This window comes from Streptomyces sp. V3I7 (assembly GCF_030817495.1).
Taxonomy (GTDB): domain Bacteria; phylum Actinomycetota; class Actinomycetes; order Streptomycetales; family Streptomycetaceae; genus Streptomyces.
The window spans coordinates 4,572,221-4,584,623 of record NZ_JAUSZK010000001.1; the positions used below are offsets into that span (position 1 = coordinate 4,572,221).

The window sequence follows — 12,403 nt, forward strand, 5'->3', positions numbered from 1 at the left end:
ACCCGGAACGGGAGGGTGCAGCACGTGCGATCCATCTGGAACGGCGCGATCTCGTTCGGCCTCGTCAGCATCCCGATCAAGCTGGTGAACGCCACCGAGAGCCACTCGATCTCCTTCCGCCAGATCCACACCGAGGACGGCGGCCGCGTCCGCTACCGCAAGGTCTGCGAGCTGGAGGACCGCGAGGTCAGCGGCGCGGAGATCGGCAAGGGGTACGAGGACGCCGACGGCACGATCATCCCGATCACCGACGAGGAGCTGTCCCACCTGCCGATCCCCACCGCGCGGACGATCGAGATCGTGGCCTTCGTCCCGGCCGACCGGATCGACCCGCTGCAGATGTCCGCGGCGTACTACCTGGCCTCGGGCGGCGCCCCGGCCGCCAAGCCGTACACGCTGCTGCGCGAGGCGCTGAAGCGGAACAACAAGGTCGCCATCGCCAAGTACGCCCTGCGCGGCCGCGAACGCCTGGGCATGCTCCGCGTGGTCGGCGACGCCATCGCCATGCACAGCCTGCTGTGGCCGGACGAGGTCCGCTCGCCCGAGGGGGTCGCCCCCGACGTGGAGGTCACGGTCCGCGACAAGGAACTCGACCTCGCGGACGCCCTGATGGACACCCTCGGCGAGGTCGACCTGGCCGACCTGCACGACGAGTACCGCGAGGCCCTGGAGGAGGTCATCGCCGCGAAGGCGGCCGGCGAGACCCCGCCCGAGACGCCGTCCCCGGCGGCGAGCGGCAAGGTGCTCGACCTGATGGCGGCCCTGGAGAAGAGCGTGCGGGCCGCGAAGGAGTCGCGGGGCGAGGAAGCTGCGGAGGAGGCGGACGTCACCCACCTCCCCAAGCGCCGCGCCACGCCGAAGGAGACGGGCGCGAAGAAGTCGACGTCCACGCGGGCGAAGAAGACGGCGGCCTCGGCGAGTTCCGCGAGGAAGTCGACGTCGAAGACGGCGCAGCCGGAGCGCAAGGCGTCGGGCGGGGCGGGACAGACGAAGAGCACGGCGAAGACGACGACGTCCAAGCCGGCGCCGAAGTCGGCGTCGAAGTCAGCCTCCAAGTCGACGTCCAAGGGGACGGCCAAGAAGACACAGGCGAAGAAGGCGACGCCCCGCAAACGCCCCGCCTGATCCTCCTGGCCCTCGACTCCCGCCCTCGCATCTGACGCCCGATCCGACTTCAGTGAATCCGCACATCGATTGCACGACTACGTCGCGAAGGCCACGGAATCGGCGACGGCCCGCGTCAGACTACGCACGGTTGGCGCGGAGTGTCCGTTTCCCGATCACCCTGGCAATGCGCCCGAGGGGTCGATCCCGTAAAGCATGTGGAGATTCGTCGCAGATTCCATTTCCATTTCCGCACAGGAGGGTGGCACTCCGTTCAACTTCCGTGCTGGAAAGCCGCCTTGACTGGATGCCCGCAGCTCACCGTGGTTTGATCCGGGGGGCCGCCGGGGTTGCGCGCGAAGGATTTCCGGAACGCATGTCTCCCGCCTGCGGTCGCGGCCTGCAACTGTCCCCAGCAAGGCCGCTCCCCGTGTAGTACTTCGATGCGAAGGGAAGTCCCCCATGAACTCCGCTCCCCAGGTCCACACCGCTGAGATCGCCGACGCCGAGCTCGACAACATCGCCGGTGGCCTGAACCCGCAGGTCGGCATCACCGCCGGTGCCACGTCCATCAGCAGCGCGGACGCCCTGGCCACCGTCGACGCCCTCGGCAACCAGGCCGTCGGTGCCGCCACCGGTGCCGTCGCCGGCGCCACCGCCATCAACCAGGCGGGCGTCAACGTCTCCCTCTGAGCACGCACGTGACCTGACCGCCTTCCGATGAGGCACCCGCCGGCTCCCCCGAGCCCGGCGGGACGGCAAGGCGGCCCAGGAACAAGCTGCACAGACGACGAGGCTCCTGGCGGGCACGACATCTCACCTTGGGTGGGATGGTCGGGCTTCGCTGGGAGCTTTGTGCGTTGGTCAACGCGGCGGTCTGAGCGAATCCCGGACGTAGACGCCGGCAACCGAGAAAAACGATCGAGTACTCGTCTCTCGACCCGTTCCGCCCTGTACGGCGATGTCTGGGCGCCGGAGTCAGATCTTGATGACGGTGGCGCGTCCACCGCACAGGGTGATGAGGTCTTCGGGGTCGGAGGTCAGGATCGTGGCAGGGCCGGGTGCCGCGAGAGCGGTCGCGCTGACCATCGCGTCGATGGCGTACTTGTGGCCGTGCAGCCCGGCGTCCGCGAGGAGAGCAGATGCGTGCCGGGCGATGGGCTCGCTGACCGGTTCGACGACAAGTCGGGAGAGCGTCCATTCGAGGGCCGGACGGTTGATCCGTGGGTGGACCACTTCCACGAGGGTGGCCGAGGAGACGACCACCCGCAGATCGTCGGCGTGAGCGAGGGCGAGCCAGCCGGTGACCGTGCGGTCGCGCAGGACGGCCTTGGCCAGCCCTTCGCTATCGAGAACCAGGGTGCCGCCCGGGCTGGCGGGCGAGCGGGTCACGCGGCGTCCGCCCCACCGTGTGTCTGCTGACGCCGGACCTTGTGGAGCTGGTCTCGCAGCGCCTGGATCTCCTCGTCCGTGACGGGACCGTGCTCGGCCTCGGCGACCTGGAGGAGTTCGTTGAGGTTGTCGCGTTCGATCTGGCGGGCCACTGCGGCGGCCACGTAAGCAGACAACCCCGAGGGCCCGCTCCGGGCCTTGGCGGCTTCGGCGATGTCGCGTGGCATAGTGATCGAGTACTTGCCGGTAGGCTCACTCATGCTACTCATCCTACTCCTCATCCTCTCCCTGTCGGTCGGAGTAGACCTGGCAGACGGATCGCCCTACGGCTCGCTTTGGCGAGGCCAAAGACGCCTCCGCGGGAAGTACCAGGGACGTCAGGGCGCTAGGAAGCACGAAAAAGGCGCTGATCTGCATTTCTGCATCTCAGCGCCTTGATCCGGAGTGCCCCGGCAGGATTCGAAACCTGCGCACACGGCTCCGGAGGCCGTTCGGTGGTGCGGAGCGTAGCACGGGCCGTGACCGGCCCGAAGAGCAGAAGCAGCGGCCGTAGGCCGCTTGCGTAGGACAGCAAAGGCACACGGCCTCCGCGGCCGTGTGTGAGGGCTTTCGTTCGCTCCGATGGGTACGGGAACGTTGCGCGATAGAAGGCGTTTAAACACTTTTCCTTGTCGATTATTCAAGGGCCGTTTAAACACCTCTTGCAAGTCAACCTTGATTCCGCCACCCGGAACGAGTTACAACACTTCCATGATCCTCGACATCACGACCAAAGCCGAAGCCGAGAGATTGCCCGCCTTCGAGGTGTGCGCCGAGCCTGAGGTAGGCGCGTACTACTTGTGGGCGGACTTCACGGATGAGGATCACACGTTCTTTGTGCGACCCGTGACCGTGGACGAATCGGGCTGTCTGGTCGATGTGTTCGGCATCCGTGACGGCGTCGTGAAGTACTTGGGCCGAGACAAGTTCATACGGGAAAGCGGCAGGCTTTGCCTCCTCGAAGAGTAGGCGTGACAGGAGAAGACCGCGCTACGGCCCCGGAAACTCCGGGGCTTTTTCTATGCCCGTGAACGATTGGAGGAACTGTCCAATGACCCAATTTGCCACCGAGACCGCCTATTCCACGGAAGCACAGTGGGATGCCGAGTACGAGCCGAGGGGGCACGCCACCTCGTCCCGTGGACCGTGGTTTGGCCTGAGCCAGGATGCGGCGTTCGCCATGGCGCAGTGCGCGGCCTTGGCCACCGATGCTCGGCTTCTCGGCTACGCGGTGGCCCGCGCGGACCGGTACGGCCACTCCGAGTACGGCCGAGGGGAACTAGTGCGGCTGATGGGGGTCGATGCCGCGAACGTACGGAGAGCGATAGCGAAGCTGAAGGCCGCGGGGGTCCTCGCGCCGGAAGCCGACGCACGTTGCCTTCTCATGGCCTACGAATTCCGAGGCGGCGGCAAGACGCCGAACGACCCGAAGCGATGCTCTCGCCATGGTGTGACGGGTGCCGCTACCCGTGAGCTGGCAAGCGTGCCGTCTCTGCCGAAGCAGCGTGACGCTGCGCTGTTCGCACTGGATCTTTACCGGGGTAACGACGATAAAGCGTGCGCCTGACGCCCCGCACCAGTGCTCTGACCTGGGCAAACGCGGGTTTCCCTATAGAGCCTGGGCCCCGGAGGGAACAGTGCAGCCCTGGCCGAAGCCAGGGGCGATAGCAGTAGAGCCCTGGCCGAGTAAGGCCAGGAGCAACAGCAGTAAATCCCCTGGCCGATTGAGGCCAGGCTGAGAGCACTACTACGGGCACCCCGTCGAGGGTGCCCTACCTATTTCCTATCTATGGGCGCCCCCTCGAAAGGGCGCCCTTCTTCTGGAGTATCTATGGCTTATTTGATGTGCAGCCGCTGTAAGCGGCTCTACTCCCTCGGCTCACGGTGTGAGCCGTGCACCTCGGCCGCAGCGAAGCGGCGGGAGCAGAAGAGACAGCACACGCGCCCTTCGCCCTGGGCGCGTGGTTACAACACTCAATATCGGAAGGCTAGGGCCGCGATCCTCGCGGCTAACCCTGTCTGCTCTATCTGCAATGCTCGGCCGGCCACCACGGCCGATCACATAGTTCCGCTCAGTCGAGGCGGAACGAATGACATTGAGAACCTTCGCCCGGCCTGCGGGCCGTGCAACTTCAGCCGAGGCAACAGGACGGCCTAGGTGGCGCTCGCTAGTTCACTCGGTTCCAGTGGGTTCCGTGGAACCCAACTCGTCAATTGCACGCTGAATCGCTCGCTGTCGTTGGCGCTCTTGATTCAGATCTCTCCGAGTTTCTTTGAGGGTTTTGGACATCTCACGCAAAGCCTTGGCGGCGTCATGAACACCGTACTCGGTCATGGAGAGAAGGCTGTACCGGATCGAGAGATCGAGGATGTAGGTCAGGGGCTCTTGTGGTCTTCCATGAGCATCCTCGAATTCGACGGTGGCTGTGTATTTCATCGGCAGTCCGGCTTCACGCCGATCAGCCCCGACGTCAAAGAGTGCGGTGATGCGTTTGCGTGGAGGCAGTGACGGAATCCCTTGGGTGAGCAACGGTGTCGACTGTAGAGGATATCCATCGCTATCCAGGGTAGATGTCAAGGGCGGATCTATCTTGATCTTGACATTCTTGGCGAGGGTTTGCCCCATGTTCTCAATCACGAAGTCAAAGGCTTGACGCCATACCGGGTTGTCTTGGATGTCAACCACGACAAATGGCTGGGCTTGCTCTTCGCGCAGTTGCCGAGCCAGGGTCACCTGTTGGCGCGCGTAGAGCGCAGCCGCCAAGGCGATAGCCACGGTGAAGAGGGTCAGCAGAGCCGTAGCGACCGCCGAGGCGGCCGACCAATCTTCGGAGGTCCAGGCGCCGAAGTCGACTGCCAGCAGCATGGATTCGCTTGTCATGGGCGCAGGCTAGTGCATCGAAGCATGGGTAACGAGACGTTTGGCGTATCAGGGAAGCGGGGTTCCGCTCACAGACCCACGGCCAGGAGGAGGGGGATGGGAAAAGGATTCCGGGCTACATCCCCGCACCCGCCTCTTTCCCTCTTTTTGCGTGCCTGAGGACATAGGACGGCGGTGGCAGCGGATGCGGACGTATCCGCACGTCAGAGCGCGTATTCGCATGCAATGCCTAGGGACATGCCTGAGGACATTCGGGGGACGGTTGTCCTCAACCATTCGATAGGAGATCAACAGTGAAGCGATGCCCGTATTGTCGTACCCGCACCTTGGAGCGGGCCCGGAATGGGAACGTTAAGGCGACCTGCGGGCAGCCTGATTGTTTGAAGGCCCGAGCGCGGGAGCGCAAGCGTGCGGTGCGCGCTAAGGCCGCTGGGCAGGCCCCTGCGGGGCTGGTGGACCCCGCCCCGTCTATGGAGGAGGCTGAGGGCGCGTTTATGGCGCCTTGGGGGCAGGTGTACGCCTCGGAGGTCGAGGCGTGGGCCGACTGCCTGTTGACGGGTGGCCTAGAAGGTTTGGGCAATGTCTTGCCCGAGGAGCAGTACGAGCGACAGCGGATGTTGGCCGGCGGCAGTGATGGCACGTTCGGCGGTCTACTCGGCTAACGGCCGAGGTGATCGGCATCACCCATAGTTTTGTGGTGGGTTTCGCAACCTAACCCGTCTATAGATTATGAAACTTCGGGTGATCGAGGTTGGGTAGGGCACTGGGCGGTGCGACCGGAGCGGCTCGGTTTCATGGCATTTCCAATGCTGGCCATGGATCGGGCCGCTTCGTGTTTTCCGTACCGGACGCTCTCGCCCCATCGTCATTCGAAGGAGGTGAGACATGGATAGCACGGTCGCTCTGACGTGCTGGACGTGTGAGCGTGAGTTTGCCACGGAGTACCGGACAGGCAGACCGCGCCGATATTGCTCTGATGATTGTCGAGCACTAGCGCACAAGATTCGTCGCAGAGTGCGCTACGCGGAACAAGCCGAGCTTCGGCGCCTGGCTCATGTCGTTCCGTTCTGAGCGTGAAGCCTATCGGCGCGAATCGCCAGGGCCGATCAATTACGGCTTCTTCCTGAACATCTCCTGGTTCTACTCGACCGAGGAGATAGGAGAGCTGATTAGTAGATGGCAGGAGAAAGTCGAAGCCTGCACAAATGAAACGGCGCGGGCTGAATGGCTCGACCGTATAAAAAAGCTTCGCGCGTTCCTGCGCGAACAGTAACCGCCTGAGTCTATGCCGCCCCACCCATTCGGGTGTTGGGCGGTTTTTTCATGGCCGCTACCCGGCCCCAATCCGAAGAAGGTTCTTAATGTCTATTCAGGACACTTACAAGAAGCAGGCGAACGCCGCTCTTGAGGAGCGTGCGAAGCTGGTTACCGAGCTTCGCTCTATCGAGGCCGATTCGAGGCTCTCTGCCGTTGAGAAGCGTGAGCGTGTCGAGCGCATCGACAAGGACCTTCACCGCCTGGAGGCCGAGGCCCGAGACGCTGTTGAGCGTGGCGAGCGCGAGGCGGAGGTTCGCACCCTGGCAGAGCGCGCGGGCATGGCGTCCGCCCTCACTGGTAGTTCGGCACTGCTTGGCGATCGCGAGGACGAGTGGCGCACGCTTATGCCGTCTCTCGGCGAATATCGCGCTCTGATCTCCGAGTCTGTTCCCGTGGATGGTGGATATACCGTTCCTCAGGAGATCTCCGGCAAGTACATCGATGCTCTGAAGGCCAAGTCCACTTTCCTGCGCGGCCTGCCGGCCGACAGTATCATTCCTTTCACTTCGGCTACTCTCTCCGTTCCGCAGCTTGTTTCCTCCACGGGTGCTGACTATGCCGCCGAGGGGCAGCAGATCCCCGAGGGGCAGATGGTTTGGGGTGAGGTCAAGTTTGATGCGAAGAAGATCGGCGAAATTCAGTGGGCTTCGACTGAGGTGCTGGAGGATTCCGCGCTTGATCAGCGGCGGGTGATCGCCGAGAACCTTCTTCGCGACGCTTCCCTCAAGTTCGATGCCGACGCTTTCACTGGCTCGGGTGCGAACCCGATCAAGGGCATCGTGTCTCAGGGCACGTCTACGACCCTCGGCACCGGAAAGGTCACGGTCACGTATGACGACCTGGCCGACGCCGTGGCCCGTATCGAGGCCACGAACGGAACTCCCTCGGTTGTGTGGGCTTCTATCGACATGGCTGCGGCTCTGCGTAAGGAGAAGGCTGCGGGGTCGGGCATTTACCAGGGCGGTTCCCCGACGGATTCCCCGGCTTCCACGGCTTGGGGCCTGCCGATCCTTCCTAGCGCGTTCCTTCCCGCTAAGACTGTCGTCGTTGCCGACGGCTCCCGCATCGTGGTCGGTATCCGTCGCAATGCCACGGTGAAGGTGAGCGAGGATGCGCGGTTTGATTCCGATCAGGTCGGCTTCAAGCTGACCATGCGCATGGCTGGCGTTTCTCTGGCCGAGGCCACTTCGGCTCAGGTCATCAAGGCTGCCGCCAGTTAGTTTTTTTCGGCCCAGTCAAGAAACCGTTCAGCGCGTCGAGGACGCGCCGACCCGTGACGCGCTGCTGTCCCCGTCCTCGTCCCCAACCCATGTGGGCCTGGCGGGCGAAGGCTAGGAGCAACGACCCCCCGCACCCTTCTGGGTGGCGGGGGGCTTTCGTCGTTTTCAGCGCCAACCAACCCGGGGTCCTTTATAGCCGATGCGTACAAGCTGGTCATTGATCGTCTTGCAGCCATCTACCTGCTCGGTCTGAATATGCACACCAAACAATTCGCAGCTCATATTTTTCGAATCCAGGAACTCGGGCCCCAGGAATACAAGGACCGAGCCGATAGTGAGCCCCGCGGCAGGGACCCCGAGAAGGAAAGCCGCGAATAGGCGGAAGTTCGGGCGACGCCACACCGGGAACAGTCCGTCCCGGCTGTCAATTGGATCCACTGGCGTTTCCAAGAGATGAGCGCTCGCGCATTCGACGTCATGTTTCCCTCCATCGACCAGGACAAGAAATTCGGCCGATTGGCCAGTCTTGAATAGGCCCTTGTTCACCGCAACCTTGTTGCCGGTGATCGTTGTTCGGGGAGCTGGTGCCGAAGTGGGGTTAGCCTGAACCGAGAGCACCGAGACCACGGGTGTCTTGAAGTCGAAGACAAGTGAATCGTCTCCGCTGGTAAAATCCTGCTCTCGGACATCGCGTTTGCCCGTATTCTTGAGGATGAGGGTCACCAAGCGGGGCCGCGCGATTGAGGCTCCATCATAGTTGACATCGAACGAGTGTGAATGCGTGTTGGGGTCCAGCAGTGGGGAGTTTGATGCCTCAATCCACAAGAGATGCCGCCTTGGCTTGGCGGCGTAAAGCGTACCCCAAACTGCAAGACCTCCGAATAGTGCCGCCACTAGGACGGTGATTACGGTATTCCAGAAGTCGTTTGACCCAATGTAGCTTTCGGCGGTGATCATCCTGTACCCCGGGCTCCTCTCCCCACAGACAGCGCGTAGGCATGCCAGGGGTGCCCGCACCTCGCACTCCTGTGCATCCCTCGAAGTCACACGAACACGGCCAGGGCCGGACAGCCTAGAGCCTCCGACGGCCTTGCGGCCATCCGGTCACGCTCGACATGACAAGCCCCCTGCACCGTCGGGTGCAGGGGGCTTTCGTCGTTTTGCAGGGCGTTTGCGGCCCTCAGCAGGCAACTGCCCTCTACTGCCCTTCGGGCTGGTCCTGTGAGTCGGCGATGAACGTTCCCTTGGCGGGCAGCGTGACGGCGAGGCCGCGTTCCCGCAATTCCTGAACCGCTCTCCGTGCTGTGCCAATGGCTACGCCGTACTGCTCAGCCAAGGCTCGCTCCCCTGGCAGGCGAGCCCCAGGGTGAAGCTTCCCCGAGGCCACCTCGGCAGCGATGTGGTCAGCGACCTGCCGGTAGACGTACTCGGCGGCTTCCGGATCGATGGGCGTGTCTGCCATGGCTCGAAGCTAGGTCGGTACACAGCTGCGTGCAGCTTGCGGTAGCGGCATAGAGCGGCATGTAGCGGTGCGGAGCAGCCTGTAGCAGTATGGGCTAGTCACGTTGGAGAGGGCCAAGGAGAGGCCGCATGCCTGCCGAGAAAATGGACTCCGCAACCGCCGCTACCTATGACCAGGGCCTCGCCGTGGCCGTACGGCTGAAGCGTGCGCTCGACGCGCACGGCATCACCCTTCCTTCCCTGGCCGGCACTTGGCCCGTTCACGGAATGGCGATGGTCGAGCTCGGGGGATGCCGGGCCGAGGTGGCCGAGGCCCTGGCCGTCATCCTCGAAGAGGCCGGGCAGTGAGGCTCTTCGCTGGCCAGCTCGTATACGACCCCATAGAAGGCCGGAACGGCCACATCATCCCGAGCGGCGGCCACGATGAAGTCCACCCCGCCCGAGTGTGCGTATGGCTCGAACCTGAGGGCGGCGGGCTCGAATGGTTGGCCGATACAGACGATCTTGAACCGCCCCGAGGGGGCACCGCGGCCTAGGTCTCCGCAGAGACGACGGCAGCCCCCGCACGCCTTCGGTGCGGGGCTCGTCTGGCCTGTAGGACAGGGCGTGTAAACGCTCTGTCGGGCGGTATTACTGCGTCACACGCGGCGCGTGTGACCAGTCGCCGCAACGGTCGTTCCGGGCTTGAGCTTGAGCCAGGCGGCATACAGGTCGAGGGCGCGGGCAACGGCTTCGGTCGTGGTCTCCGCGTTCGTCACACGCATGATGTCGGACAGGGCGGCATCGATCATGGGCGTCCTACGGACCGACAGGGAACGGCTCACAGTCACAACTCTCCTTGCAGGATGGGCGTTCGGGGTTTCGGGGCCTGTCAGACCGAGTTCTAGGAAGCCGCGAGGAAGGTGGCGGCATGGTTCAGCTCGTCTTGGCAGGAGCGGCAGACGCCGCCCTGGTGGCCGAGACGGAACGGGGCCTCACAGACTTCGCACTGGGCCCGCTCAACGGGCCGAGAGGGCGCCTGAGCGGCGGCCTGGGCGGTCCTCTCCGGGGTGAAGTTCTTCAGCCGGTGAGTGATCAGGCCGGGGACAGAGCTGACGTGCTCGGGGAGGTTCTGCGTGAGGCACTGAAGGATGTCTTCGCTGCGGTAGTCCTCGCGCAGCCAAGGGACGACCCTCGGGGCTAGGCGGCCTATCTCCTGATCCGAGAGAGGCAAGCTCTTGTGCAGGCTCAGCCGCTCAAGGATGCGACGGCCCTCACGGGCCATCTCGCGGCCGATCTTGTGCAGGAAGGCAGTCTCTCCATTCCCGCCCTGCTCGGGGGTCTCAGGAGCGAGCGGAGCGGCTTCCTGAGCCTGGACGGGGGTAGGGGTGGTGTCTTTCTTGCTCTCCGTCTTTTCTCCCTTGGGAGAGCCGCCGACAGCCCGACCAGTCGTCTCACCGACCGTCGCCATGTGGTTAGTCGGGGAAGTCTCGGACTCCGGGGTGTCGGAAACGGTCGTGACAGTCACCCATCGACCGGTCTCCGGGTCCTGGAGCTTGGCGCGCTTGACGTAGCCAACCTCGACCAGCTCGTTCATGGCCTTGGAGACAGAGCGCCGGCCGTTGGGGACCTGGGCGCAGATCTTCTCGACGGTGGCCCCGGTGCCGTCGGGCAGGGAGAGGAGCCTCACCAGCAAGCCGACGGCTTCGAGGGAGAGGCGCCCGTGCCGCGCGATGACATTGGGGATCTGAACGTACGCGGAGCTGTGCTTAGTACGCTGTACCTGCATCGAAGACTGAACCTCTTCGGTGTCAGACCCCGGAGTGTTGGTAGCACTGCCGGGGTCACTCTTTTTTGGGGGAAGGGCAGTTGCGGCCAGGTGCCGCCATTGCGGACTGCTGCTGTCAGTACCGGTCGCCGAGGCGGCGAACGGCCGTCACGGCGCGATCAGAGGCCATGTCGGCGCCGTACCGGCGCAACATGCTCCGGTCCTTCCAGCCGCCGACTTCCATCACGTCCTCGGGGGAGACTCCCGCGGATAGCAGATCGTGAGTCCAGGTGTGGCGGTGCATGTGGGGCGCTACGTGCCCGTACCCGGCCTGTTCGGCGCGACGGTTGATCACGCGGTAGAGCCCGCTGTACTTCAGGCGTCCTCGGCCACGGGTGCCGAGCCAGAGCCACCCGCCCCCGGCGTGGCGGTGTCCTTCACGGGCTCGGAGGTAGCGGCGTAGGGCCATTACGGTCTTCGGCTGCAACGGCACGATGCGGCCCGCACGGGATGCGCGTGCACCCTTGACCGGGGGAACCTGCAACAGCCCCTCTTCGAGGTGCAGGCTGTCCACGGTGAGCCTCAGCAGCTCATCCGCTCGAAGTCCCTCAGTGAGAACGCGAATGATTGCGTGATCGCGGGTCCGCTCGAAGTCACGCACTCGGGGGCTGCCGCCCCCGGTCGCCTTCAGTACGTCCTCGATGAACTCGGCACTGAGCGTCTTCGGCGCCGCGTCCTGCGGGACGCTGTAACGCTGCAACCTCTTGTCGTCCCACGGGTGCGGGTACTCGTACTCCTCGGCGAGCCAGGTGAAGAGGTGCCGAAGGTTGCGCTGCTTCGTGTTCGTGCCACCCGTGAAGCTCTCATGCTGCTTCTGGTCGTGCGTGCGCTGGTACCAGCGGAAGAAGCGGTTCAGGGTGTCGACATCGCACGCGGTGAAGTCAGCGCAGATGCGCTCTTTCGTCATCCAGTGATGCAGCGCAATCGCAGCGTCTTTGTACGCGCCGATGGTGCGCGGAGCGTACGGGCGGCCGTTCCTGTTGGTCTTCGTTCGAAGCGCGTCGGCGAACTCAGCGATCATCGATTCCCGCTCTGCGACAGCAGTAGCGGTCTTGCTCTTCGGTGCGCTGGTGGTGGGGGAGCGGTCGGGCTTGCTACCCGCCGCTCGGAGCGGGCTCTTCCGAGTCCTCTCGGCACTGCTCGGCATCCATGGCTCCTGGGGAGTCTGGAGCTAGGCGAGCT

Annotated in this window: 16 protein-coding genes; 8 read left to right on the forward strand and 8 right to left on the reverse strand. The window is 64.1% G+C overall.

Annotated elements, in window-relative coordinates:
• Nucleotides 1–15 precede the first annotated feature (15 nt).
• Nucleotides 16–1,125 carry a Ku protein gene (locus QFZ74_RS21480; RefSeq protein ID WP_307622429.1) on the forward strand — a complete coding sequence of 370 codons (1,110 nt, stop codon included), beginning with the start codon at nt 16–18 and terminating at the stop codon, nt 1,123–1,125.
• A gap of 441 nt (nt 1,126–1,566) precedes the next feature.
• On the forward strand, nt 1,567–1,797 hold the full coding sequence (locus tag QFZ74_RS21485; protein WP_307622430.1) for a hypothetical protein: 231 nt from the start codon (nt 1,567–1,569) through the stop codon (nt 1,795–1,797).
• A 285-nt stretch (nt 1,798–2,082) separates the two neighbouring features.
• Here QFZ74_RS21485 and QFZ74_RS21490 read toward each other — a convergent pair whose 3' ends face one another.
• Nucleotides 2,083–2,496: a type II toxin-antitoxin system VapC family toxin gene (locus tag QFZ74_RS21490; protein WP_307622431.1), complete on the reverse strand. Its 414-nt coding sequence runs from the start codon at nt 2,494–2,496 to the stop codon at nt 2,083–2,085.
• The gene (locus QFZ74_RS21495; protein ID WP_307622432.1) at nt 2,493–2,756 is read right to left on the reverse strand and encodes a CopG family transcriptional regulator; all 264 of its coding nucleotides are present in this window, start codon (nt 2,754–2,756) and stop codon (nt 2,493–2,495) included. Before QFZ74_RS21495 ends, QFZ74_RS21490 begins: the two co-directional genes overlap by 4 nt.
• Before the next feature lie 490 nt (nt 2,757–3,246).
• Between QFZ74_RS21495 and QFZ74_RS21500 the strand changes: the two genes are divergently transcribed.
• The 3 genes from QFZ74_RS21500 (at nt 3,247) to QFZ74_RS30465 (ending at nt 4,693) form a co-directional block, all read left to right on the forward strand.
• Complete coding sequence (locus QFZ74_RS21500) at nt 3,247–3,504, forward strand: hypothetical protein (RefSeq protein ID WP_307622433.1); 258 nt, start codon at nt 3,247–3,249, stop codon at nt 3,502–3,504.
• A gap of 82 nt (nt 3,505–3,586) precedes the next feature.
• Nucleotides 3,587–4,102, forward strand: a complete 516-nt coding sequence (locus QFZ74_RS21505; RefSeq protein ID WP_307622434.1) for a hypothetical protein — start codon at nt 3,587–3,589, stop codon at nt 4,100–4,102.
• A 276-nt stretch (nt 4,103–4,378) separates the two neighbouring features.
• On the forward strand, nt 4,379–4,693 hold the full coding sequence (locus QFZ74_RS30465) for an HNH endonuclease (RefSeq protein WP_373462491.1): 315 nt from the start codon (nt 4,379–4,381) through the stop codon (nt 4,691–4,693).
• Nucleotides 4,694–4,708: 15 nt separating this feature from the next.
• Here the strand turns inward: QFZ74_RS30465 and QFZ74_RS21510 are convergent, their stop codons facing one another.
• Nucleotides 4,709–5,416, reverse strand: coding sequence for a hypothetical protein (locus QFZ74_RS21510; RefSeq protein WP_307622435.1), 708 nt, complete (start codon nt 5,414–5,416; stop codon nt 4,709–4,711).
• 1,054 nt (nt 5,417–6,470) lie between these two features.
• Between QFZ74_RS21510 and QFZ74_RS21515 the strand changes: the two genes are divergently transcribed.
• Both QFZ74_RS21515 and QFZ74_RS21520 read left to right on the forward strand, forming a co-directional pair.
• Nucleotides 6,471–6,689 carry a hypothetical protein gene (locus QFZ74_RS21515; RefSeq protein WP_307622436.1) on the forward strand — a complete coding sequence of 73 codons (219 nt, stop codon included), beginning with the start codon at nt 6,471–6,473 and terminating at the stop codon, nt 6,687–6,689.
• An 88-nt stretch (nt 6,690–6,777) separates the two neighbouring features.
• Complete coding sequence (locus QFZ74_RS21520) at nt 6,778–7,953, forward strand: phage major capsid protein (RefSeq protein ID WP_307622437.1); 1,176 nt, start codon at nt 6,778–6,780, stop codon at nt 7,951–7,953.
• 165 nt (nt 7,954–8,118) lie between these two features.
• Here QFZ74_RS21520 and QFZ74_RS21525 read toward each other — a convergent pair whose 3' ends face one another.
• Nucleotides 8,119–8,910 carry a hypothetical protein gene (locus QFZ74_RS21525; protein WP_307622438.1) on the reverse strand — a complete coding sequence of 264 codons (792 nt, stop codon included), beginning with the start codon at nt 8,908–8,910 and terminating at the stop codon, nt 8,119–8,121.
• A gap of 241 nt (nt 8,911–9,151) precedes the next feature.
• Nucleotides 9,152–9,415, reverse strand: coding sequence for a winged helix-turn-helix domain-containing protein (locus QFZ74_RS21530; protein ID WP_307622439.1), 264 nt, complete (start codon nt 9,413–9,415; stop codon nt 9,152–9,154).
• Between the two features lie 128 nt (nt 9,416–9,543).
• Here QFZ74_RS21530 and QFZ74_RS21535 point away from each other — a divergent pair, with 128 nt between their 5' ends.
• Entirely contained in the window at nt 9,544–9,762 is a 219-nt protein-coding gene (locus QFZ74_RS21535; RefSeq protein WP_307622440.1) for a hypothetical protein, read from the forward strand.
• A gap of 290 nt (nt 9,763–10,052) precedes the next feature.
• Here the strand turns inward: QFZ74_RS21535 and QFZ74_RS21540 are convergent, their stop codons facing one another.
• From QFZ74_RS21540 to QFZ74_RS21550, 3 genes are all read right to left on the reverse strand, one after another.
• Nucleotides 10,053–10,205, reverse strand: a complete 153-nt coding sequence (locus QFZ74_RS21540; protein ID WP_307622441.1) for a hypothetical protein — start codon at nt 10,203–10,205, stop codon at nt 10,053–10,055.
• Nucleotides 10,206–10,297: 92 nt separating this feature from the next.
• The gene (locus QFZ74_RS21545) at nt 10,298–11,182 is read right to left on the reverse strand and encodes a helix-turn-helix domain-containing protein (RefSeq protein ID WP_307622442.1); all 885 of its coding nucleotides are present in this window, start codon (nt 11,180–11,182) and stop codon (nt 10,298–10,300) included.
• Between the two features lie 115 nt (nt 11,183–11,297).
• Entirely contained in the window at nt 11,298–12,242 is a 945-nt protein-coding gene (locus QFZ74_RS21550; protein ID WP_307622443.1) for a site-specific integrase, read from the reverse strand.
• Nucleotides 12,243–12,403 lie beyond the last annotated feature (161 nt).

Coding starts and splice junctions, on each gene's coding strand:
- QFZ74_RS21530 (WP_307622439.1), bottom strand. CDS start 9,415: ATGGCAGACACGCCCATCGATCCGGAAGCCGCCGAGTACGTCTACCGG.
- QFZ74_RS21540 (WP_307622441.1), bottom strand. CDS start 10,205: ATGATCGATGCCGCCCTGTCCGACATCATGCGTGTGACGAACGCGGAG.
- QFZ74_RS21510 (WP_307622435.1), bottom strand. CDS start 5,416: ATGACAAGCGAATCCATGCTGCTGGCAGTCGACTTCGGCGCCTGGACC.
- QFZ74_RS21515 (WP_307622436.1), top strand. CDS start 6,471: ATGTCGTTCCGTTCTGAGCGTGAAGCCTATCGGCGCGAATCGCCAGGG.
- QFZ74_RS21550 (WP_307622443.1), bottom strand. CDS start 12,242: ATGATCGCTGAGTTCGCCGACGCGCTTCGAACGAAGACCAACAGGAAC.
- QFZ74_RS21485 (WP_307622430.1), top strand. CDS start 1,567: ATGAACTCCGCTCCCCAGGTCCACACCGCTGAGATCGCCGACGCCGAG.
- QFZ74_RS21495 (WP_307622432.1), bottom strand. CDS start 2,756: ATGAGTGAGCCTACCGGCAAGTACTCGATCACTATGCCACGCGACATC.
- QFZ74_RS30465 (WP_373462491.1), top strand. CDS start 4,379: ATGTGCAGCCGCTGTAAGCGGCTCTACTCCCTCGGCTCACGGTGTGAG.
- QFZ74_RS21520 (WP_307622437.1), top strand. CDS start 6,778: ATGTCTATTCAGGACACTTACAAGAAGCAGGCGAACGCCGCTCTTGAG.
- QFZ74_RS21505 (WP_307622434.1), top strand. CDS start 3,587: ATGACCCAATTTGCCACCGAGACCGCCTATTCCACGGAAGCACAGTGG.
- QFZ74_RS21535 (WP_307622440.1), top strand. CDS start 9,544: ATGCCTGCCGAGAAAATGGACTCCGCAACCGCCGCTACCTATGACCAG.
- QFZ74_RS21500 (WP_307622433.1), top strand. CDS start 3,247: ATGATCCTCGACATCACGACCAAAGCCGAAGCCGAGAGATTGCCCGCC.
- QFZ74_RS21525 (WP_307622438.1), bottom strand. CDS start 8,910: ATGATCACCGCCGAAAGCTACATTGGGTCAAACGACTTCTGGAATACC.
- QFZ74_RS21545 (WP_307622442.1), bottom strand. CDS start 11,182: ATGCAGGTACAGCGTACTAAGCACAGCTCCGCGTACGTTCAGATCCCC.